We start from the raw sequence: 21,752 nt of genomic DNA, 5'->3' as shown, positions 1-21,752 counted from the left end.
GAGCAAGCTCGCTCCCACAGGGGTTCTATGTGCACCATAGATCCTCTGTGGGAGCGAGCTTGCTCGCGATTGCTATCTAAACAGCGGCACGTTTCGGATTGACCCGTACCCCACCCGCCCGCGCCTCGATCTGCTCTTTCAGGTCATGCCGCATCCCCAGCATGAACGCCAGCTCGGCCACCACAAACAACGGCCCGACAATCAACCCCGTCACATCATCGACGAACGCCGGTTTGCGCCCTTCGTAGTGATGGCCGACAAACTGGATCGCCCAACCGATCACGAACATCGCCACGCCACTGCCCAGCCAGACCAGCGTGCTTTGCTGCGCCAGCGCATGACCGGCCCACACGGACAGCCCGAGCAACACAGTCATCAACACGCCCAGGCGCAACTCCAGGCGCAGGTAAAACCACGCCGATGCCAGCGAGACGAGCACCGCCGGTGAGATCCACACGCCCCCCAGCGACCACTCCGGCCGGGACAGCAACACCGCGACGGCGACCACGATCAGCGGAATGCCGATAAAGTGCGAGGCAATGTTGCGCGGGTCACGGTGGTAGGCAGCGTATTGACTGAGGTGGTCGACGAGGCTTTTCATTGTTGTTCTCCTGTAGGGTGATTGATCATGCCCCGGGGCCATTTCCCGTTCTGTCAGCCAGGCGACAATCTCTAGGAGTTTTCATGGATATGCAGGTCTGGCGTCCACGCCTGATGAGCGGTCAGTGGTTCAGCCATTTGCCTGTTTCCCTACAGGATAGCCTGCTGTCGGCGGCCAGGCTGCGGCGCTTGTCTGCGGGCCAGCGGCTGTTCAAGCGTGGCGATCCGCCCTGTGGCCTGTACGCGGTGCTTGAAGGCGCGGTGCGCGTCGGTGCCGTCAGCGAGCAAGGCAAGGAAGCGTTGCTGAGCCTGGTGGAGCCGCCGCACTGGTTCGGCGAAATCTGCCTGTTCGATGGCCAGCCACGCACCCACGATGCCTACGGCGTGGGCCAGTGCACGCTGCTGCATATTCCCCAGAACACCTTGCTGGCGCTGCTCGACGAGCATCCGCAGCACTGGCGGCAACTGGCATTGCTGATGAGCCAGAAGTTGCGCATGACCTTCATCAACCTCGAACAACTGAGCCTGTTGCCGGCCCCGGCACGGCTGGCGCACCGCTTGTTGATGATCGCCGAAGGCTATGGCGAGACCATTCCTGCGCGCCGCGTCCTGCAACTGCCCCAGGAGCAGCTTGCTTCAATGCTGTCGCTGTCGCGCCAGACCACCAACCAGATTCTCAAGGAGTTGCAGGGGCAGGGGATCATCGGGCTGAGTTACGGCGAAATTGAAATCCTCGATGCCGCCCGGTTGCGGGAGCTGGCCTCGATTTAACTGTTTACGCAGGCCCATTGTGGGAGCGAGCTTGCTCGCGATGACGGTGTGTCAGTCTCCAGGTGTGTCGACTGACCGTCCGCTATCGCGAGCAAGCTCGCTCCCACAGGGGATCCGGATCAATCACCGCAACCCATCCCGAAACTGCCCCGGCGTCATCCCGGTCCAGCGCTTGAACGCGCGGCTGAAGCTGCTGGTGTCGGCAAATCCGAGCAGATAACTGATTTCGCTCAGCGACACCTGCGGGTCGCGCAGGTGCAGCAGCGCGAGGTTTTCGCGGCTTTCGTTGAGCAACGTGTCGAACCGGCAGCCTTCATCGGCCAGGTGCCGTTGCAGGCTGCGCAGGCTCAGGTGCAGGGCCTTGGCGATGTGTTCGGCGCTGGGTTCGCCTTCGGGCAGTTGTTCTTCAATGGCATCGCGAACCTTGCGCTCCCAGGTCAGCGGCTTGAGTTGTGCCAAGGTGCGTTTGAGCACGGTTTCGTTGTGTTCGGCCAGTTCCGGGTTGGCGTCATCCAGGTGGCTGTCGAAGTCGACGAGGGCGAACTCCAGCCGGTCTTCGTCGGCGCCGAAGTACATGGGCGAGCGGAAGACCTTATGCCATTGGTGCGCGTCCGTCGGCTCCGGGCGACGCAGGTAGGTCGCCAGTGGCGCGTAGTCGCGACCCAGGCGATTGCGGCAGGTGCGCACGTAAATCGCCATGAACGCATCGATGGCTTCGAAGGCCGGGGCGGGGTTACCGGCCGGGATTTTCAGGCTGAAACGGTAGCGATCCTCGACACGGGTCAGTTCCAGTTCCAGGGCGTCACTGACCACCTGGTGATAACGCACGATGCGCTCGAACACTTCCCGCAGGCTGCCGCTGGCCACCAGCGCATAACCCAGCGCATGGAAGGTGGTCGGGCTGACGAAACGCGAAACCCGCAAACCGATCGCCGGGTCACCGCTGGTCTGCACCGCCAGATTCCACAGGTGCGTGGTGCCCGACAGCGGATAGCGCGCGTTCGGATCGTCCATCAGTTGCGGGTCGAGCCCCGCTTGCTGGCACAAGGCGGTGCTGTCGATGCCCAGGGCATCGAGTTGCTTGCGCAGGGCGCGGGTCCAGCTGGCGAGGGAGGTCGGTTCAGTCATGCTGATTGGCGCTTCCGGTCAACAGGTTGGCGTTCTCGGCTACCGCGTTGCGAGGGTTCGCAAGGCAGGATGCAACCATCAATAACCAGAGGATGGAAGCATGAGCGGTACTTCTGCAAGCCCCCAACGACTGAATGCAGCCCAACGATCGGCCCATATCCGCGAAGTGGTGCTGGCCAGAGGCGTCGAGTTGCGCGAGCAATACCCGATTCTCAAGCATCAGGACGCCCTCGGCGCAGGCATTCTGACCTTCGCCATCGCTGGTATGGTCGGCTCAGCGGCGCTCTACATGAGCGGGCACATGGCGTGGTGGGCGTGCCTGCTGCTCAACGCGTTTTTTGCCTCGTTGACCCATGAGCTGGAGCACGACCTGATCCACAGCATGTACTTCCGCAAGCAGAAGGTGCCGCACAACCTGATGATGGGGCTGGTGTGGCTGGCGCGGCCGAGCACTATCAATCCGTGGATTCGCCGCCATCTGCACCTCAATCACCACAAGGTGTCGGGCTCTGAAACCGATATGGAAGAACGCGCCATTACCAACGGCGAGCCTTGGGGCATTGCGCGATTCTTGATGATTGGCGACAACATGATGTCGTCGTTCATCCGCATGCTGCGGGCCAAGACCTGGGCGCAAAAGATCAGCATCGTCCAGCGCACCCTGAAGGTCTACGCACCGCTGGCGCTGATGCATTGGGGCGCCTGGTACGTGTTTCTCGGTTTCCACGCAGCGAACGGCGTTGCACATCTGATGGGTGCACCGATCGAGTGGTCGGCGACCACGTTGTCGGTGATGCAGGTGATCGACATCGCGGCGGTCGTGATCATCGGCCCGAACGTGTTGCGCACGTTCTGCCTGCACTTCATCAGCTCGAACATGCACTACTACGGTGACGTGGAGCCGGGCAACGTGATGCAGCAGACGCAAGTGCTGAACGCGTGGTGGCTGTGGCCGTTGCAGGCGTTCTGCTTCAACTTCGGCAGCAGCCACGGGATCCATCACTTTGTGGTGAAGGAACCGTTCTACATCCGCCAGTTGACAGTGCCGGTGGGGCACAAGGTGATGCGCGAGATGGGCGTGCGGTTCAATGATTTCGGCACGTTTGCGCGGGCCAACCGGTTTGAGCGCAAGGACGAATTGGTCGGGGATAAGGTGCGTACGGCTCGGGCTTGATGGTTGTTTGTTAAGGCCTCATCGCGAGCAAGCTCGCTCCCACAGGGTGTGTCGGTGTGAATGCGATCTTTGCATCACATCGGCCAGTGTGGGAGCGAGCTTGCTCGCGATAGCGGTGGTTCAGGTTGAATCAATCCGGCTGAAACGGCGACTCACTCAAGATCACCCCTGTCTCATCCACATACCGCTGCCAATGTTCGATCAAGGCACTGAGCTTCTGCGGCTGGCTCGACGCCAGGTCATGAATCTCCCCCGGATCATTGCCCAGGTCATACAGCTGCCAGGTCGCCGGCCCCACCGGTCCCGGGATGTAGACCGCCTTCCATTGCCCTTGCCGAATCGCCCGTCGTCCGAACAATTCCCAACCGGTGACGGTGTGCTCGTCATGCACTTGCGCCGTCTCGCCCGACAAGAACCCAAGCCACGACTTGCCTCGAACTTCCGCCACGGGTTTGCCGTGCCACTGCTTGCCCGGATGACGCACGCCGGCCAGATCAAGAATGGTCGGCGTGATGTCCATCACCGTGCCAAACCCATGGCTGATCTGGCCCTTGAGCGGCAGCTGCGGGTAGTGCACCAGTGCCGGAACGCGGATCCCGCCTTCGGTCGTGAAGGCTTTGAACAGCCGCGACGGCGCGGTCGCCACTTGCGCCCAGTTCGGCCCGTACCAGACGTAGGAGTTGGCGCGACCGATGTTGTCCAGGCTGTTGTCGTAATGCTGGTTGAGATAGGTCAGCAACTGCGGGCCGAATTTCGGAAAGGCCTCCAGCAACGCCCCTTCGGCACCGTTATCGGACATGAACAGGATGAAGGTGTTGTCCAGTTGCCCTTGCTGGCGCAAGTAATCGACAACCCGCCCGATGTTCCAGTCCATGCGCTCGACCATCGCCGCATAAACCTCCATGGCCCGCGCGGAGATCTGTCGTTGCTCGTCGTTCAGGGCATCCCACTGTGCAGTCAACTGGATCAAAGGATGCGGCTCGACATCGGCCTCGATCAGCCCCAGTTTTTTGAGTTTTTCCAGACGCTCTAGTCGCAGTACTTCAGGGCCGGCGTCATAGCGCCCGCGGTATTTTTCCACCACCTCGGCCGGCGCCTGCAGCGGCCAGTGGGGCGCGGAAAACGGCAGGTAGGCGAAGAAAGGCCGGGTCTGGTCGCGCTCCTTGAGGTAATGCAGCAGCTTGTCGCCAAAGGCATCGGAGGAATAAAAATCCTTCGGCAGTTCATCGATGAATTGGTCGTCTTCGATGTACAGCGCCGGGGTGGATTTCAGCAGCCGTGGCGTCGTTTCATCGTAGGTCGGCTCGAAGCCGTAATGGTTGGCCGCGCCGGGCAACAGCGAAAACGAACGCTCGAAACCCCGGGCGTGAGGCGCCAGCTCTGCGGTCAGGCCCAGGTGCCATTTGCCGCTCATCAAGGTCTGGTAACCGGCCTCGCGCAGCAGTTCGGGCAGGGCGACCACGCGGTCGTTCAGGTGTCCTTCGTAGCCCGGTTTGCCGATCAGGTCCGGGGTCAGTGCTTCGGCCATGGTGCCGATGCCGGCGATGTGGTGGTCGGTACCGGTGAGCAACATCGAACGGGTCGGCGAGCAGGTCGGCGCGGTGTGAAAATCGGTCAGGCGCAGGCCATTGTTGGCCAGTGCATCGAGATTCGGCGTGTTGATTTCGCCACCGAAGGCGCCGATGTCGGAAAAGCCCAGGTCATCGGCCAGGATCACTAGAAAGTTGGGACGTTGCGGCATCAAGAATTTCCTTTTTCAGTAGGCAATGAAGGACAACGGCAGATCGCGGACCTGCACCGGCACGGGGGGCTGGTAGTGATCGTCGCTGGTGAGTTCGTGAAGCAGTTCCTCGCGTAACTGGTGGAAGTCGAAACTGCTGCGCTGGCGCGGATGGGGCAGGGCAATGTCGACCACTTGTTTGATCCGCCCCGGACGCGGCTCCATCACCACGACACGGTCGGCGAGGAAGATCGCTTCCTCGACATCGTGGGTGACCAGCACGGTGGTGATTTTTGCCCGGGCGCGGATCGCCAACAGTTCGTCCTGCATCTGCTGGCGGGTCAGTGCATCGAGGGCGCCGAAGGGCTCATCCAGCAGCAGAATCCGTGGGCTGGCCACCAGGCCGCGAGCAATGGCGACGCGCTGGGCCATGCCGCCGGAGAGCTGGTGCGGATAGGCGCGGGCGAAGTCGCCCAGGCCCACCAGTTCGATGAAATCATGGATGCGCCTGTGCTTTTGCGCAGCGCTCAATGGCTCGTTGACCAGGCCCAGGCCGATGTTGTCGGCCACGCTCAGCCACGGGAACAAGCGGTGTTCCTGAAAGACGATGCCGCGCTCGCCGCCGATGCCGGTGACGGCTTTTCCGTCCACGCTGATTTGCCCGCGAAACTGCGTATCGAGGCCCACAAGCAGCCGCAGCAAAGTGGATTTGCCGCAACCGCTGGAGCCGACAATGGCGACGAACTCGCCCTCGGCGATGTCCAGGTTGAATTCGCGAATGGCCTCAAGTGTGAAGCCGTCGACGTCGAAGGTTTTGCCCACGTGATTGAAGCTGACAATCGGTGCGTTCATGCGTGTCTCCAGCGAGTGACGCGGATTTCCAGGCGTTGGCCAATGAGGTTGAGCAGGGCGCCGGTCAGGCCCACCAGCAGCATGCCGGCCATGATCAGGTCCATGCGCAGCAGTTGCTGGGCGCCGATCATCTGGCTGCCGATGCCGCCGTTGGACGGCATGAAGTATTCAGCGCCAATGGTGCCGAGCCAGGCGTAGATAAGGCTCAGCCGAAGCCCTGCAAAAATCCCTTGCGCCGCGCCCGGTAGTACCAGTCGAACCAGGCGCTGACGCAGACTCAGGCGCAACACCTGCGCGGCCTCGTTCAGTTGCGGCGAGAGGTGGGCGACGCTGCGTTGGGTGGCGATAAACAGCGGGAAAAAGGCGGCGAGGGCAACGAACACCCACTTGGCCAATTCCCCCAGGCCGAACCACGCGGTGAGCAGCGGCACCCAGGCGAATATGGCGATCTGACGGATGGCGGCGAGGGTTGGGCCGAGCACGCGTTCACTGGTGCGCGACAACCCCAGCAGCAATCCCAAGGCAAACCCGAGCCCGCCACCGAGCAGCAACCCGCCAAGGGTTCGGCCCAGGCTCAGGGCCATGCCACCAAGCAATGTGCCGTCGAGCAAACCATCCCGAGTGGTCTGCAGGACGGCCAGCGGGCTGACCAGAATGTTCGCGTCGACCCACAGCTGATCCGAGGCCAGTTGCCACAACGCCAGAAGCGCCAGTGGCAGCAGCCACGGTTGCAGGCGTTGCCAGCCTTGATAACGCGGCCCGCGACGGATTTCGGCGGTGGCGGGGTGCGGCCAGTGCACCAGCTTCCTGTCCAGCAGACCGATGCCGCGATCCATCGCCACGCCGATCAAACCGATCACCACAATGCACACGAATACGATGTCGAGCATGAACAGCTGCCGCGCCCAGACCATCAGGTAGCCGATGCCTTCACTGGAAGCGAGCAGTTCAACAGCGAGCAGTGAAGTCCAGCCGGCGGCCAGTGCGAGGCGCACACCGGCCATGAATGCCGGCAGTGCGGCAGGCAGCACCAGGCGTCGGATCAACAGGTGCCTGGGCAGGCGCAACACGGCGGCGGCTTCGCGCAGTTTTGGTTGTGCATCGCGCACACCGACCAGTGTGTGCAGGGTCACCGGCACCACGATGGCCTTGATCAGCACCACCAGTTTCAGCACTTCGCCAATGCCGAAAAACACCATGAACAATGGAATCCAGGCCAGGGTCGGAACTTGCGCCAACCCGGCGAAGGTTGGAAATACCAGACGCTCCAGTCGACGACTGAAGCCCAGTGCGGCACCCAAAACCGCACCTGCGCTGATCCCTGCCAGCAGCCCCCAGAACAAGCGTTGCAGGCTGATCCACAAATGGCTCCACAACTCGCCTTGGGACAGTTCCAGTGCGCTGCTCCAGACCAGGCTCGGCGCCGGCAGGATCTGCTCGCTCATCCAGTGATTGCGGCTGGCGAGCCACCACAGCGCAAACAGGCTGAGGGGTAATAGCCAGGGCAAGAGCCGCCGGCTCAGCGTCGGCCAACGCCGTCGACCATCAAGCCGAGGTGCGGCCAGCGGTAGGCTCAGAAGGGAAACACGGGCCATGAACGACCTCCGTTGTCGGGTTGCAAAACTGGCTGCCTTTTGTGGGAGCGAGCTTGCTCGCGATGAGGGCATGTCAGGCGACTCATGTGCTGGATGACACACCGCTATCGCGAGCAAGCCCGCTCCCACAGGGTCCAAGGCGTATGCAAAATTGATCTATAAAAATTAAAATAAATACTATTGAGAGATAAGCGAAACCATTTAAGGCCTCCATAAGCCACTGCATCCAATGCATTCGAAGAATATTTTTGATGCTGCCAAGGCATACGCCACGGAGAGGTCCGCAGGCCTTGATATAGATCCAAATAGTCTAAAAATGTGAATTTATAGTATTTAAGTGTTGGTTCTACTTGGGCCTACTTTCGGCTCCTCAACGCCCGTTGCCTCAAGGAGCCGCACCCATGAACCTTCCCTTCAAACGTGTCATCAGTCTGTTCGCCGCACCGGCCCTGGCGGGTCTGCTGGCTTTCACGGCCAACGCTGGTGAACTCAAGGAAATCCGCATCGCCGTGCCGGACCTGAGTGCCGGTACCCAGCACAGTGGTGGCGGTGTCGTGGATGTGCTGCGTGATCAACAGATCTTCGAAAAGGCTTTCGCCGATCAAGGCATCAAGATTCAGTGGAGCTTCTTCAAGGGCGCAGGCCCGGTGATCAACGAGGCGTTCGCCAACGGTCAAGTGGACCTGGCCTACCTCGGCGATCTGGCGGCCATCATCGGCAAGTCCAATGGTCTGGATACGCGACTGCTCAGCGCCTCGGCGCGCGGGGTGAAGCATTACCTCGGCGTGGTGCCGGGTTCAGGGATCAAGACCCTGCAGGACCTCAAGGGCAAACGCGTGGCCATCTTCCGTGGCACCGCCAGCCAGCTGTCCTTTGACGCGGCGCTGGCTAGCCAGGGGTTGAGCGAGAAGGATGTGAAAGTCATCAACCTCGACTTCAACGCGGCGGTCGCGGCGCTGGCGGCGAAGCAGATCGATGCCTCGTGGGGCGGTTCCGGGCTGACGGCGTTGCAAGCCAAGGGGCTGGCCGAGTTACCGCTAAATACCAAGGACCTGGGCGGTGCGGGCAGCGTGCAGGCGGTGCTGATAGGGACTGGAAAGTTTGTCGATGCGCATCCGGAGGCGGTGGCGAAATTGCTCAAGGCCCAACAGCAGGCCGTGGAGTGGCTGACCCAGGACAGCAACAAGGACGCCTACATTCAGTTGGTGTCGGGGCTGGCGAGTTATCCGGCGGTGATCCTCACACAGGACCTGAAGGATCAGAAACTGAGCGAGGTGTTCCCCTCGACGCTTGACCCGGTGTTCCTCGGCAAATTGCAGGATGCCGTGGACCTGGCTTCGCAGCAGAAGCTGATTCGCAAGTCGTTCAAGGTCAGTGATTGGGTGGCGCCGGAGTTGGCTGCTGCGAAGCTCTGAATCTTTAGTGAATTCATTGGCCTCATCGCGAGCAAGCTCGCTCCCACACTGACCAGTGTGAACACTGGAGGTCCCCTGTGGGAGCGAGCTTGCTCGCGATGAGGCCCTAAACCGCAACGGGCATCTGCTGCCTGTCCACCGCCACCAACGTCTCGATCATCGCCCGCGCCGCCGGTGACAACCGGAACCCGGTGCGGCTGACGATCCCGCACCGTGCGTTCATGCTCTCTATGTTCTGCGGCAGGTTGCGCCAGTGCAGCAGCACCAGCGAGCCCTGGGCAATGTCTTCAACAAACGCTTCTTCAGTCCCCACGCCGATGGCGTTGGATTGCAGCACCACTTTCACCAGCGCCGGAAAATGTTCGGTCTCGATGGTCGGTGAAAAATCCACCCGGCCACTGAGGTTCGCCAGCAGTTTGCGAATGCCCGGCGGGATCTTCGTAGTCGCCAGCGGGTAATCAAACATGTCGTTGGTCGACAGGCTCTCCTTGGCCAGCAGCGGATGCCCTGGCCGGCAGAAAAACACGCCGCGCTTGGGCGTCAGAGCCTGGGTCTGGAAGTTCGGATCGGACTCGAAATGGCGGATGTCGGCGATGAAGAATTCGATCTCTTCACGGCTCAGGGCGCGGCTGAGTTTCTCCCAGTTATCCACCTCGAAACAGGTGCGCACTTTCGGGTGCGCGTTGATGAACTGCGCCACCGCATCCGGTACCAGTTTCACCGCCGGAGCCGGGCCGCAACCGAAGCGCAGTTCACCCGCATCGAGCTTGGTCATCTGCGTCACTTCGCAGCTGAGCAGCGCAGCACCCTGCACCAGGCTGCGGGCATGTTGCAGCACCACCAGGCCTTCAGGGGTGGGGCGCAAATCCTTGTTGCCTCGGTCCACCAGGACGCAGCCGAACTCGTGTTCGAGCCCCTGAATGCTGCGGCTGAAGGCCGGCTGGGTAATGCCCATGGCCTCGGCCGCGCGCACGAAACTGCGGTGTTCGTCGAGGGCGATGAAGTAACGCAACTGGCGAAGATCCATATGCTTTTCCGGCATCCTAAAAATAGCTCGAAGGCATTTGCGACGAGGGTTGACTGAGGTTTTAAATGCAACCTCTTATTCCGTCAACGAAGCATATAGATATCTATTAGATCTAAATAGAATATAGATAGAGCAGTGTTTCGCGGCCGGTTCAACCGCAAGCAGTCTGATGAGGGTCTACCCATGAGCAATGCCGCTTTCGCAGTACAACCCGCTGTTCACGCGCTTGAAATCCATCCGGTGGCCGGTCGCATCGGTGCCGAAATCCGTGGCGTACAGCTTTCAGGCGAGCTGGATGCCGCCACTGTTGAAGCCATTCAACAGGCACTGCTGCAATACAAAGTGATCTTCTTCCGCGAGCAGACCCAGCTCGACGACCAACGCCAGGAGGCGTTCGCCCATCTGCTCGGCGAACCGGTGGCGCACCCGACCGTACCGGTGCGCGAAGGCACGCGCTTTCTGCTGGAGCTGGACGGTGCCGAGGGCCAGCGTGCCAGCTCCTGGCACACCGACGTGACCTTCGTCGAAGCCTACCCAAAAGCCTCGATCCTGCGCTCGGTGGTGGCCCCGGCTTTCGGCGGCGACACCCTGTGGGCCAACACCGCCACTGCCTATGACGGGTTGTCGGTGGAGCTGCGTGAGCTGGCCGACAAGCTGGTCGCCGTGCACAGCAACGAATACGACTACGCCGGCACCAGGCCTGACGTCTCGGCCGAGAAGCTGGAGCGCTATCGCAAGATTTTCACTTCGACCGTGTACGAGACCGAACACCCGGTGGTTCGCGTGCACCCGATCAGCGGCGAGAAAAGCCTGCTGCTGGGGCATTTCGTCAAACGCATCAAGGGTTATTCCCAGGCCGATTCGGCGCACCTGTTCGGTCTGTTGCAGAGCCATGTGATCCGCCAGGAAAACATCGTGCGCTGGCGCTGGAAGGCCGGTGATGTGGCGATCTGGGACAACCGCTCTACCCAGCATTACGCGGTGGATGACTACGGGACCCAGGACCGCATCGTGCGCCGGGTGACGCTCAAGGGCGAAGTGCCGGTGGGGGTGAACGGGCAGGTCAGCCAGACGGTGAAAGGGCCGGATATCGACGGCGTCTGAACTGACGCTATCGCGAGCAAGCTCGCTCCCACAGGGGATCTTCGCAGTTCACAGGATCAGTGTGGGAGCGAGCTTGCTCGCGATGGCGGCCTGGCAAGCAACAAAGCATTTACTTTGATCGGGAACCCCGCCTTATGAGTCCGTTGCACCTCGCTTCAACCTCTTCACCCCAACGGCTCAAACGCCTGCCACTGGCCTTGTTGCTGGCAGGCAGCGCCAGTTGGACCCAAGGCTATGCAGCCGACAGCGCCACCCCGGAATCCATTCCGGCCAAGGCCGCCACGGCCGACAGCGCGCAATTGGAAACCGTGACGGTCACCACTCGCCGCCGCGAAGAAAGTTCTCAGGATGTGCCGACGCCGATGAGTGTGGTCAGCGGCCAGACTCTGGAAACCCAGCGGGTCTATCGCATCCAGGATCTGCAGCAACTGGTGCCGAGCGTCAACGTCGCCTACATGCATGCGCGCCAATCCAGCGTGTCGATCCGTGGCCTGGGCAACAACCCGGCCAGCGATGGCCTGGAAGGCAGTGTCGGCCTGTACATCGACAACGTTTACCTCGGCCGCCCCGGCATGGCCGTATTCGACCTGATGGACATCGAGCAGCTCGAAGTGCTGCGTGGCCCGCAAGGCACCTTGTTCGGCAAGAACACCACCGCCGGCGTGATCAACATCAGCACCCGCGCGCCGACCTTTACCCCTGAACGCAGCATCGAATCTTCGGTGGGCGAGGATGGCTACTTCCAGACCAAGGGCACGATTTCCGGCCCGCTGAATGACGAACTGGCGGGACGTTTTTCCGCGTATCGCACCCGCAGCGACGGTGACATCAAGAATGAATTCGATGGCCACGATTTGAACGGTGGCTCCCGCGAAGGCTTCCGTGGGCAGTTGCTGTTCAAGCCTAACGAGTCGTTCAACTTGCGCTGGATCGGCGACTACAACGAGGAAGATTCCAGCGCCGGCACCCGTGTGTTGTACAACACCGGCCCAACCATCAATGGCACCAACCTGTATCAGACCCGGGCCAACGCGGCGGGCGCGACACTGGTCGACGGCACGCACCGCAAGGTCAACCTGAACAACGAACAGCACGTCACCGTGCATCAGGGCGGTACTTCGGTCGAGGCCAACTGGACGCTGCCAAGCGACTTCACCCTGACCTCTATCAGCTCCTATCGCTGGTGGAATTTCACCCCGCGCAACGATGATGGTCTGAACGTATCCGCCTTCCACAACGCTGGCGTTTCGGTGGAGGATAAGCAGTACTCTCAGGAGTTTCGCCTGGCGTCGCCTACCGGTGGATTCTTCGATTACGTGCTCGGCGCCTACTACTTCGGTTCCGACCTGGACAACAAATCCTTCACCTTCTACGGACCGCAAGCGGACATCTGGAGCGGTACACCTAACGGTGCGCTGAACAACATCGACAGCGTCGGCAACGGGCATATCGAAACCAACAGCTTTGCGCTGTTCGCCCAAGGCACCTGGCACTTGACCGAACGCCTGGATTTCACCGCCGGGCTACGTGGCACCTATGAAGAGAAAAACGCCAATGTCACGCGCGAGGCACCGGTCGGTGGCGTTGCGGTAACCGGTGCGGCCGCCGCAGCACGGCGCGGTCGTGCCGGCGCTTTCGATTCCGGCGATCTGAATCAGTACAGCTCCAGCCCTTCAGGTCTGTTGAACCTCAGCTACCGCATCACCGACGACCTGCTCACATACGCCACCTTGTCCCATGGCGAAAAATCCGGCGGGGTCAATCTGGCGGTAGGCACGGCAGCGGTTGCCGGCGCCGACTCGCTGCTGATCGGCACCGAGCGCGCCAATAACGCCGAGCTCGGTTTCAAGAGCACCCTGTGGGACCGTCGCCTGCAACTCAATGCCAACCTGTTCTGGACCCAGGTCAACGGCTATCAGACCAACGCCTACGACGCCGTCAATCGCGTGCAATACCTGACGAACGCCGGCTCCGTGCGTTCCCGTGGCGTGGAGTTCGAAAGCACTCTGATCCCGCTGCGTGGCCTGACGCTGAACATCAATGGCTCGTACAACGACGTCAGCTACCTCTCCTACAAGGACGCACCTTGCCCGCCGGAAGTCAGCCTGGCGCCGGGCGCTCCAGCGTCCTGCGACCTCAGCGGCCATCAAGTGGTCGGTGCTTCGAAATGGATCGGCAACGCCAATGGCGAATACAAATGGAACCTGAGCAACGGCTTCGAAGAGTACGTCACCGCCAGTTATGCGTTCCGCTCCAAAGCGGTGGGCACGGTGGAAGATTCCGACTTCGGGCAGATCCCGAGTTATGCGGTGGTCAACCTGTCCACCGGCCTTCGTGGCGACTTCAACCAGGGTCAGTGGGACGTTTCGCTGTGGCTGAAAAACGCCTTCGACAAAACCTACTACACGACGCTGTGGACGGCCGCCAATGGCGGTTATGAAGGCCTGCTCGGCACACCGCGGATGCTGGGCGTGACCGGTCGATACGACTTCTGACGGCGAAAAACCATGCCTTGGATGAATACTTTCAATGCGGGCAAGGCATCGGTTTTTTTTCACTGCGCCGGAGCCCTTGAACGGCGGGCTCTGGCGGTGGATTGATGGTTTTATATATTCGCTTAAGGTCTAAACATAAGTTTAAACATTACTTTCAGAGCTAAGCGTTCAAGCCAATGATTGCTCTACCAGGACGTCGTCGGGGGATGTTCAGCACGACGTTCCGGTAATCCGCAAAGAGACCGCAGGGAGTTAAACAATGGGCAATGTCCAGACCGCCGCCGGTGCACATGAAGTGCTGTGGCGCCAGGCACCCGGTGGTGAGCTGGTCGACCTCGGCCGACCGCACCGGGTGCCCTTGGGCCAGTTGCGTTTGCAGCGCGCGCCAAAAGGCGTCCTTCGCCGACGGGAAACGATCGTGCTGGGCTTTTTGGCGTTGCTGGTGCATGGCGCGGTGATCTATTGGGTCAATCAGCAACCGACCACCGTGCTGCCCATCGTGCCACCGCAGATTCCGCCGATGACCATCGAGTTTTCGCGTCCGGCGCCACCGGTGGTCGAGCCGCCGCCACCGCAACCTGTCCAGCCAGTGGTTGAGCCGCCTGCGCCCGTGGAAGACGAACTGGCCGTGAAGCCGCCGCCACCGAAGCCGGTTCCCAAGCCCAAACCGGTTGCCAAGCCGATACCGAAACCGGCGCCCAAGGCTATTGAGCAACCACCCGCGCCGCCGAAACCGGCAGCGCCCGTAGCGGCTCCTGCGCCACCTGCTCCCCCGGCTCCAGCTCCCGTGACACCTGCTTCAGCGAACGCGGGCTACTTGAAAAACCCGGCACCGGAATACCCCTCGCTGGCCCAGCGTCGTGGCTGGGAAGGCACGGTACTGTTGCGCGTGCATGTGCTGGCCAGCGGCAAGCCCGGCGAGGTCCAGATCCAGAAAAGCAGCGGCCGCGATGCGTTGGACGAAGCAGCGCTGAACGCGGTGAAGCGCTGGAGTTTCGTGCCGGCCAAGCAGGGTGATGTCGCCCAGGACGGTTGGGTCAGCGTGCCCATCGATTTCAAGATTCATTAAACCGAAACCAAATTCGCGCGAAACGTTTACACGAGGAATACATCATGACGTTACTGGCATCTCCACTTGAATCCATCGAAAGCGCGGTGATCTGGCTGCTGGTGGTTTTTTCCGTCGCGACCTGGGGTCTGGCATTGCTCAAGGGCGTGCAGTTCGGTCGCCTCAAGGCACAGGATCGAAAGTTTCATCAACAGTTCTGGGCCGCTTCGAGTCTCGACTCGGCGGCCGAGCTGAGCGAAACCCGGCCCGGAGCGGCAGCCCGGGTTGCACAGGCCGGTTATGCGGCAATCCAGGTGGGCGAGGCGCCGCAGGCTGCGGACCTGAGCCAGGCGATCAATCATCAGGATCGTCTGGAGCGTGCCTTGCGACAGCAGATCGTGCGCGAGCGCCGGTCGCTGGAAACCGGGTTGGCGGTACTCGCGAGCATTGGCAGCACCTCGCCGTTCATTGGTCTGTTCGGCACGGTGTGGGGAATCATGGAAGCGTTGAAAGGCATCAGCGCGGCGGGCTCGGCAAGCCTTGAAACGGTCGCCGGGCCGATTGGTGCGGCACTGGTCGCCACCGGCGTAGGGATCGCCGTCGCGGTGCCGGCGGTGCTGGTTTACAACTATTTTTTGCGTCGTTTAAAACTGACGGCGGCGGACCTGGATGACTTCGCCCACGACTTCTACAGCCTGGCGCAGAAGAGTTCGTTCCGTGTGCTGATCCACCCGACGGCGCACAAAGTGGCGGCCCAGGGCAGCGTGCAGAAAGTGAAGGAGGCGTCCTGATATGGCCTTCTCCACGCAAGACACCGATGAGGTGCTCAGTGAGATCAACGTGACGCCGCTGGTGGATGTGATGCTGGTGTTGCTGGTGGTGTTCATCGTCACCGCACCGCTGCTGACCAACGCCATTCCGATCAACCTGCCCAAGACCGAAGCGGTGGCGCCGGTGGAGCAGAAAGACCCGTTGGTGGTGAGCATCGACGGTGCCGGCAAACTGTTTATCAACAAGGACGAGATACAGCCGGACTTGCTGGAGTTCAACCTCAAGTCGGCGAAGGCCAAGGACCCCGAGGTGCGCGTGCAGTTGCAGGCGGACGATGGGGTGAATTACGGCGAAGTGGCACGGGCCATGGCGTCGATTGAACGGGCAGGGATTACCAGGCTGTCGGTGATTACTGCGCGTTAACGGATTTTCGTTTTCCGGGGCCGTCTCCTTGGCAGGGTGCGGCCCTTTTTTTATGCCTCGATTTTCGCAACGCCGCGGTACCCCTGTGGGAGCGAGCTTGCTCGCGATGGCGGTGGATCAAACGACATCGATGTTGAATGTCCGGACCCTATCGCGAGCAAGCTCGCTCCCACAGGATAAGTGTTTTATATTCGATATAGATCTTAATAAATAGCTTCTTATTCCTTAACGAATATAAATCCTCTCCCTATACTCGACCTGGAACAGACACGCAGCAGGAGAGCTCCCCCATGCGCAACGAATCAATTCGCTACCTGATTGTGCCGGGCTGGCAAGGATCGCCAGAAGATCATTGGCAAAGCCACTGGCAGAACAGCCTGCCGAATAGCGCACGGGTGGAACAGGCCGACTGGTTGACGCCGCGCCGTGAAGACTGGGTCGCGGCGCTGGCCGAGGCGATTGCCGCCGACAGCACGCCGGTGATTCTCATTGCCCACAGCCTGGGTTGCATCACCGTCGCCCATTGGGCCGCGAGTGCCCCCGTGCAGTTTTTGCGTCAAGTGCGCGGCGCCTTGCTCGTCGCACCGGCAGATGTCGAACGCCCGGCTTGCGCGCCGGCGTTGCGCAATTTCGCACCGATACCGACGGATCTGCTGCCGTTCCCCAGCCAGGTTGTCAGCTCCGACAACGACAGCGCCGTCAGTGCACCGCGGGCGCTGGAGCTGGCGCGTAACTGGGGCGCCGAGGCGGGGATTCTGTCGGGGGCCGGGCACATCAACGTGAAGTCCGGTCACCAGCGTTGGGAGCAAGGTTTTGCCTACCTCTATCGACTGCAAAACCGCATGGAACACCACGCCCTGCGCCGCGCTTGAACACTTTCTTTATTTAACGCCCCCGTCTCCCGGCGGTTTTGGGCGGGAGTCTGCCATGAGCTTTGAAACCTTCGGCCAGCCGCTGCTGACCTTTCCCGATGCGGAAAAAAGTCCCCTGAGCATCCGCGCCAAGGCGCTGGTGTTTGTCGATTCACGCTCACGACAATTACGTGAAGACCTTGAGCAACTGGCCACGCGTTCAGTGTCAGTGCTTATTCGTGGCGAAACCGGCACCGGCAAGGAGTTGCTGGCCCGCCATATCCACCGCGCCAGTGATCGCGGCGGGTTGTTCGTGTCGGTCAATTGCGGCGCCATCAGCCCGACCTACGCCGACGCCGAATTGTTCGGCTATGCGGCGGGCAGCTACAGCGGCTCGGCGAGCAGTCGCGCCGGGTGGTTCGGTTCGGCCAATGGCGGCACGCTATACCTGGACGAAATCGGCGACCTGCCGCTGCCGATCCAGACCAAATTGCTCGCTGCCCTGGAGAACCACGAAGTCACCCGCGTCGGAGCCCTTCAGCCGAGCCCGGTGGATGTGCGTTTGGTGGCGGCCACCAGCATCGATCTGGCCCAGGCGGTTGCCGCCGGAAAATTCCATGAACGCCTTTATCACTACCTCAGCGAAGGCCAACTCGAGCTGCCGGCACTGCGCGAACGCACAGGTGACATCCTGCCGCTGGCCGAATACTTCCTCGGTATCTACAGCCAGCGTCTCGACTTGCCAGTGCCGCTGATCAGCGAAGCGGCGCAGCTTGTGCTGGAACGGCACAGTTGGCCGGGCAATACCAGGGAACTGGAGAACGTCATTCACTTTGCATTACTGGTCAGTACGGGTGACGAAATCTTGCCGGAGCATTTGAATCTGCCGGTTGTCCGTCCATCTGCGGTTCTTGTACGAGGATGGATAGATCAACTTATTCAACAAGGGGATGTCGCTGAAGTCCGGGCGCTGAAAGAATATTTCGCAAGCATCAATATATAAGCACGTTTATTGGCGTTATAACGAAACCGGGCAATTGATGGTTGCCTGGTTTTTTTATGGGCGCTGATTGTTGCTGTTATATTTTGTACTATTTGCAGTGTGATTGTAACAATTTTGTATTTTGTGAGCTAATAGGTTTTGACATATCTTCTAGTTTCTCCCTGGATACATTGATATCCGTCGTTGTTACATATCATATGAAAAAGGATTTTTCTGTGAAGTTTGTTGGAAATAATGCTGCGATAGCTCCAGGTGTCGACGATGAGTTGAAAGATATCAATCTCCTTGTCGACGGTTATATGCCTGCTGACCCGGAGATGGCGCCCCAGTCTTTTCAAGAGGCTGATTCTCCTGAGTGGATAGATCTCAAACGACTTCAGGTTTTCTCGACTTCGGGCGGAAACATAATTTACGCCAACGGATACCAGCAGTTGAGATTGATGGTAGTTGTACAAGCTGTCGACGAAGGGCAAAAGGTAGTTGGAATTTCCGAAAGCGAACTCGACAGCATTCAATTGCTGGATGCCTATTCCGGAAAAGCCCTGCCGATAGACACCATTCGAGACGGCGAGGAACCAGTATGGAAGTGCATGCTGGAGCGAAGTTTGCCGTACGCGCCGTTTCCTCACACGGGTGAACTGCATGGCCCGGTTGTGCGGGGGAAAGGCATCTTTCTCAAGGAGTTCTACGTCAGCAGCAACTCACCCGACCCCGTCAAGCTGATTGCGGCCATTACCCGTTCGGACGGTGAGGTGTTCTATTCGGAAGAAACCTCGGAATTCGGTGAAATAAGCCTGAGGACCGTGCCACCGCCGATCTATCGAAAAGAACAGTTCAGGGTCAAACACCTGTCCGCCAACTGGAAGCCGACAGAGAACGTTGCCAAGGTTGATCGATATGTCCTGGACCTGTTAGTGGACCAGCAGCATATAAAATTCGTCGATTGCTCGATTACCGGCGTGTTGCGGGCACGCAGTGAACATCCTGACTATCTCGGGTACTACGCCGTTGGCTATTTTAATGGGCTCAAGTCTAATGACGGCGCGGAGGCATTGTGGGAAACAGCCGATCAAATTGCGACCTACCATGATGAGCAAGGCAAAATAACTTTTTTGATGCACTTTGCCAGAAAGGGCGGAGAGTCCACAGTTCGATATGATCAATTGTCGGTGAAGATGTTTGTTCGGGATATGTATGGGAACGGGCATGAAGTCGACGTCGCAATGAACACCCAAAGCCCTTCGATGATCGAAGTTGTTTAATTTTACTGTATCTGCAGCGTCAAGGAATGATGATGAGTACAGCTATGCCAGAAGTGGAATCCAGCGCGTTCAATTTTTCTGAATTTATACAGTCTGGAGTGGACGTCCGTACCGGCTCTTATAGTACCAGCATTAATCTCGCGGGGTGGGTGGCCAACAATATCAACGGTCCGCTGATACCCTTCAGTATTTCATTCGATAGTTTCCGCACAACGGATTTCGGTTGGGGACGCGGTTGGTCATTGGGCTTGAGCTCCTACAATCGAAAGACCCGTAAGCTGACCCTTGCTAGCGGAGTTTCTTATCGTGTCTACATCAGCAGAGGGCAGCTCATCGTCCGGGATAAAAAGCTTCAAGACACTCGGGTCACGCTCGACGGCGACAACCTGGTTGTCAGCCATAAAAACGGTCTGATCGAGAGGTTGGTCAGGCCGGATGAAACTTATGATGAATGGTTGCCCGAACATGTCTTCTCCAACGAAGGGCGCTCGATCAATCTGAAATACATGTTGGTGCGGGGCCGTCGCGTCCTGCACGAAATTCACGATCAGCAACAACGCGTCGTGGCCCTGAGTCATGAAACGAAAGATCAACCCGCCAGCATTACCGTATGGCCTGATCATCCGCCAAGACGCTTGAAATTTGTTTTGCGGGTTCGTGATGGTTGGCTTCGGCAGATAACCCTTGATCACGGTTCTGCCGAGCACCTTGCATGGTCATTCAATTACCAGTTACTCGATGGTTTTCTGGTCATGACGGACGTCCGCGCGCCGGGCGGCAGTGTCGAGCGTATCGAGTACGCTCCTCAGAAGCATCGGTTGCCGCTCGGGGCGCCGATCAATGCCTTGCCGGCGGTGCGGCGCAGTGTTCTGGTGCCGGGTACAGGGTTGCCGACGATCACCCGTGTCTATGAATACTCCGACAAAAATTTCCTCGGCTATCAATCGGGACTTCGTTGGGTGCAGGACGGGGACCATCTGCATGGGCACAAAGGACCTTACACCTACTCCTGCACCGAACGCCTGGTTGCGGGGGAGGGTGTTAATGCGGTTGAACTGAGTCGCATCGAAAGAACCTACAACCGCTTTCACCTGATGATCTCGGAAAAATCCATTTCCAACGGCAAGGTTCAGCAAAAAACGGTTGTTTATCACGATGTTGACGGTCTGGACTTCTCCGGTCAGCCCGCCCATTTCCAACTGCAGAAAACAGCTGTCGTCAGTTATGTCGATATTTCCGCGAGCGCCACGCGCCGAACCGAAACTACCCATACGACCTATGATGAATTCGGCAATCTGCTAACCCAGATCAATCCGAGCGGAGCCCGGGAGGACTACGTCTATTATCCGGCCGAAGGTGCCGAGGGTTGCCCCCCCAATTCACTGGGCTTCATCACGGCATTGAAGGAGCGATCGGTCACGCCTTCACCTGATTTTGCCCCGGCACCGACAGTCATTGTCCGTTTTTCCTACATCGACTTGCCCTCCTTGCGCGAAGGCGGTCATCGGTTTTTGTTGCCTCAAAGCGAAAGGTTGTTTGAAGGTGGGAACAACAAGCCATGCGTGGATACTCGATTCGAGTACATCGATGATGCCAGCGATGCATTTTACGGACGCCTCAAGAGTCGCTCGCAAACCGGGCACAATGGTCACCGCCGTCTCGAATTCAAATATTCAATTGATGGAGATTGGGTAAAAACCCTTCAACGATTGTTCGTGGGTAGTGAAAGGCATGATCGCAATGTCTGGCATGACCGATTTATCGGACAGGAAGTCAAGCTTCGGGATGGGGGCGGCAATGAGTTGTTGAAGAAGTACGACAATCTGAACCGTGTCGTTCGCGAGACAGCGGCATTCGATGGAACGGATATCGCGTCACGCATTACTGAATTCTACGGCGAAAGCCAGTCAGAGGACGGCGCAACCATCGGCATCACCAACATACGGGGAGTGCTGAGCAAGATTTGGCTCGACGGGGTCGGGCGCACGACCAAGGTCAAGGTTCAGGATTTCGATTCAGCCGACAGACCATTACGTCTGACCTATGAGGCCCACTACGACAATTTTGGGCGACTGGTGAGCGAAGTCAGCCAGGACTGGTCCGAGGGCAAGGCCACCGAGTCAACCACGACCTACAGCCACGACGGCTGGGGGCGCGTATGCAGAACGGTAGGTCCTGACGGTGTCCCGGTAAACGATGTGTTTGACCCGGTTTCATTGACTCGAACTTGCTGGCTCGACGGCGCTGGAAAAACCCGTTCTGTATTGAACGTGTTCGGTAAGCCGGACCGGGAAGAACGCATCGACTCCGAAGGTGCGGTCACTATCACCGCGACTTTTACCTACGACGGACTTGGGCGTTGCCTGACGCAAACCAACGAGGCGGGATTCGAAACGAGCTTCCGTTATGACCTTTACGGGCGTCTGATCGAGACGATTCTGCCGGATGGCACTTCGATAAAAAAAAGTATGACCCCCTGAGCACGGGTGATCATCCAATCGAAATCAGTGCCG

The 21,752-nt window shown here is 59.5% G+C and carries 18 protein-coding genes; 12 read left to right on the top strand and 6 right to left on the bottom strand.

The window, feature by feature from the left end:
* Window positions 1–76: 76 nt before the first annotated feature.
* Window positions 77–601, bottom strand: coding sequence for an Mpo1 family 2-hydroxy fatty acid dioxygenase (locus AC1Q6Y_RS21650; RefSeq protein WP_090452436.1), 525 nt, complete (start codon window positions 599–601; stop codon window positions 77–79).
* Window positions 602–684: 83 nt separating this feature from the next.
* Between AC1Q6Y_RS21650 and AC1Q6Y_RS21645 the strand changes: the two genes are divergently transcribed.
* Window positions 685–1,371, top strand: coding sequence for a Crp/Fnr family transcriptional regulator (locus AC1Q6Y_RS21645; RefSeq protein ID WP_492625134.1), 687 nt, complete (start codon window positions 685–687; stop codon window positions 1,369–1,371).
* Window positions 1,372–1,494: 123 nt separating this feature from the next.
* Here the strand turns inward: AC1Q6Y_RS21645 and AC1Q6Y_RS21640 are convergent, their stop codons facing one another.
* Window positions 1,495–2,499 carry an AraC family transcriptional regulator gene (locus tag AC1Q6Y_RS21640; protein WP_090452440.1) on the bottom strand — a complete coding sequence of 335 codons (1,005 nt, stop codon included), beginning with the start codon at window positions 2,497–2,499 and terminating at the stop codon, window positions 1,495–1,497.
* A 100-nt stretch (window positions 2,500–2,599) separates the two neighbouring features.
* On the opposite strand from AC1Q6Y_RS21640, the gene AC1Q6Y_RS21635 reads away from it, so the two are divergent.
* Window positions 2,600–3,673, top strand: coding sequence for a fatty acid desaturase (locus tag AC1Q6Y_RS21635; RefSeq protein ID WP_057712508.1), 1,074 nt, complete (start codon window positions 2,600–2,602; stop codon window positions 3,671–3,673).
* Window positions 3,674–3,803: 130 nt separating this feature from the next.
* Here AC1Q6Y_RS21635 and AC1Q6Y_RS21630 read toward each other — a convergent pair whose 3' ends face one another.
* Genes AC1Q6Y_RS21630 through AC1Q6Y_RS21620 form a run of 3 tightly spaced genes read right to left on the bottom strand, consistent with a single transcriptional unit; the run spans window position 3,804 to window position 7,840 of the window.
* Complete coding sequence (locus tag AC1Q6Y_RS21630) at window positions 3,804–5,414, bottom strand: arylsulfatase (protein WP_340312585.1); 1,611 nt, start codon at window positions 5,412–5,414, stop codon at window positions 3,804–3,806.
* Between the two features lie 15 nt (window positions 5,415–5,429).
* On the bottom strand, window positions 5,430–6,245 hold the full coding sequence (locus tag AC1Q6Y_RS21625) for an ABC transporter ATP-binding protein (protein WP_057712506.1): 816 nt from the start codon (window positions 6,243–6,245) through the stop codon (window positions 5,430–5,432).
* On the bottom strand, window positions 6,242–7,840 hold the full coding sequence (locus AC1Q6Y_RS21620) for an ABC transporter permease (RefSeq protein ID WP_492625133.1): 1,599 nt from the start codon (window positions 7,838–7,840) through the stop codon (window positions 6,242–6,244). Before AC1Q6Y_RS21620 ends, AC1Q6Y_RS21625 begins: the two co-directional genes overlap by 4 nt.
* Window positions 7,841–8,241: 401 nt before the next feature.
* On the opposite strand from AC1Q6Y_RS21620, the gene AC1Q6Y_RS21615 reads away from it, so the two are divergent.
* Complete coding sequence (locus tag AC1Q6Y_RS21615) at window positions 8,242–9,255, top strand: ABC transporter substrate-binding protein (RefSeq protein ID WP_154861275.1); 1,014 nt, start codon at window positions 8,242–8,244, stop codon at window positions 9,253–9,255.
* A 106-nt stretch (window positions 9,256–9,361) separates the two neighbouring features.
* Here the strand turns inward: AC1Q6Y_RS21615 and AC1Q6Y_RS21610 are convergent, their stop codons facing one another.
* The gene (locus AC1Q6Y_RS21610; RefSeq protein WP_090452450.1) at window positions 9,362–10,282 is read right to left on the bottom strand and encodes a LysR family transcriptional regulator; all 921 of its coding nucleotides are present in this window, start codon (window positions 10,280–10,282) and stop codon (window positions 9,362–9,364) included.
* A gap of 183 nt (window positions 10,283–10,465) precedes the next feature.
* On the opposite strand from AC1Q6Y_RS21610, the gene AC1Q6Y_RS21605 reads away from it, so the two are divergent.
* The 9 genes from AC1Q6Y_RS21605 to AC1Q6Y_RS21565 all read left to right on the top strand — a co-directional run bounded on the left by AC1Q6Y_RS21605 (window position 10,466) and on the right by AC1Q6Y_RS21565 (window position 21,719).
* On the top strand, window positions 10,466–11,386 hold the full coding sequence (locus AC1Q6Y_RS21605) for a TauD/TfdA dioxygenase family protein (RefSeq protein ID WP_057712502.1): 921 nt from the start codon (window positions 10,466–10,468) through the stop codon (window positions 11,384–11,386).
* A gap of 134 nt (window positions 11,387–11,520) precedes the next feature.
* Window positions 11,521–13,881, top strand: coding sequence for a TonB-dependent receptor (locus AC1Q6Y_RS21600; RefSeq protein WP_492625132.1), 2,361 nt, complete (start codon window positions 11,521–11,523; stop codon window positions 13,879–13,881).
* A 259-nt stretch (window positions 13,882–14,140) separates the two neighbouring features.
* The gene (locus tag AC1Q6Y_RS21595) at window positions 14,141–14,950 is read left to right on the top strand and encodes an energy transducer TonB (protein WP_492625131.1); all 810 of its coding nucleotides are present in this window, start codon (window positions 14,141–14,143) and stop codon (window positions 14,948–14,950) included.
* 44 nt (window positions 14,951–14,994) lie between these two features.
* The gene (locus tag AC1Q6Y_RS21590; RefSeq protein ID WP_057712499.1) at window positions 14,995–15,720 is read left to right on the top strand and encodes a MotA/TolQ/ExbB proton channel family protein; all 726 of its coding nucleotides are present in this window, start codon (window positions 14,995–14,997) and stop codon (window positions 15,718–15,720) included.
* Window position 15,721: 1 nt separating this feature from the next.
* On the top strand, window positions 15,722–16,123 hold the full coding sequence (locus AC1Q6Y_RS21585) for an ExbD/TolR family protein (RefSeq protein WP_008045412.1): 402 nt from the start codon (window positions 15,722–15,724) through the stop codon (window positions 16,121–16,123).
* A 290-nt stretch (window positions 16,124–16,413) separates the two neighbouring features.
* Window positions 16,414–16,995 carry an alpha/beta hydrolase gene (locus AC1Q6Y_RS21580; protein ID WP_090452457.1) on the top strand — a complete coding sequence of 194 codons (582 nt, stop codon included), beginning with the start codon at window positions 16,414–16,416 and terminating at the stop codon, window positions 16,993–16,995.
* A gap of 55 nt (window positions 16,996–17,050) precedes the next feature.
* Window positions 17,051–17,977 carry a sigma 54-interacting transcriptional regulator gene (locus AC1Q6Y_RS21575; protein ID WP_492625130.1) on the top strand — a complete coding sequence of 309 codons (927 nt, stop codon included), beginning with the start codon at window positions 17,051–17,053 and terminating at the stop codon, window positions 17,975–17,977.
* Window positions 17,978–18,192: 215 nt separating this feature from the next.
* Window positions 18,193–19,239, top strand: a complete 1,047-nt coding sequence (locus tag AC1Q6Y_RS21570; protein ID WP_218495391.1) for a hypothetical protein — start codon at window positions 18,193–18,195, stop codon at window positions 19,237–19,239.
* Between the two features lie 44 nt (window positions 19,240–19,283).
* Entirely contained in the window at window positions 19,284–21,719 is a 2,436-nt protein-coding gene (locus AC1Q6Y_RS21565; protein ID WP_492625129.1) for an RHS repeat domain-containing protein, read from the top strand.
* The last annotated feature ends 33 nt before the right edge of the window (window positions 21,720–21,752 follow it).

The sequence above is a fragment of the Pseudomonas sp. GW823-FHT06E10 genome, assembly GCF_058794995.1.
The sequence above is the reverse complement of the archived record's forward strand: the minus strand, read 5'-3'. Positions and strand labels throughout refer to the sequence as shown.